Source organism: Spongiivirga citrea (assembly GCF_010671565.1).
Lineage (GTDB): Bacteria > Bacteroidota > Bacteroidia > Flavobacteriales > Flavobacteriaceae > Spongiivirga > Spongiivirga citrea.
On the sequence record NZ_JAABOQ010000017.1, the window covers coordinates 1 to 692 of the forward strand.

The following is a 692-nucleotide window of genomic DNA, read 5'->3' on the forward strand; positions in this document are numbered from 1 at the left end:
GCCCAAGAGTTCAACTTACCCTTAAACAATCAGTATCTAGCTGATAATCCTTATCTCATTTCAGCAGCCTTTGCGGGTATTGGTGATTGTTTTCAGGTACGACTTAATGGTGTAAGCCAATGGGTGGGAGTAAAAGATTCTCCTGACACCCAATCCCTATCCTTCGATGGTCGTATTTCTGATCGTTCTGGTGTGGGTGCAATCTTATTTAATGACAAAAACGGATTTACCAATCAACGGGGTGGCCAAGCTTCTTTTGCACATCATTTGACATTTTCTGATAAAGATGAACATTACCTATCCTTAGGATTATCATATAAGTTTACTTCTTTTAGCATCGATACCGATGAGTTTATCAATGCAGGAGGCGATCCCGTGGTGGGACGTCGTGCATCGACCTTTAATTCTAATTTCGATGTGAGTGCTCTTTGGAGATTCAGAAAATTTTGGCTCAGTGTCAATGCAGCAAACATTCTAGCAAAGAACCTGACCATATTTGATGATACCGAACCAGAGAATATTAGAAACTACTATGCGTACTTTGGTTATATAATCAAAGAACATGATGGAGCAGATTGGGAATATGAGCCTAGTGGAGTTGTGCAATACTTTGAAAGCGATGGACGAAGTATCACTGATCTAACACTAAAAGTTAGAAAGCTTGATTTAGATCGTTATTATTGGGGAGGTAT

The 692-nt window shown here is 39.6% G+C and carries 1 protein-coding gene; it reads left to right on the forward strand.

Annotated features, from left to right (window positions below):
- Nucleotides 1–692 (forward strand): PorP/SprF family type IX secretion system membrane protein (locus GWK10_RS18250; RefSeq protein WP_164033843.1); only part of this gene is annotated, 692 nt, incomplete at both ends.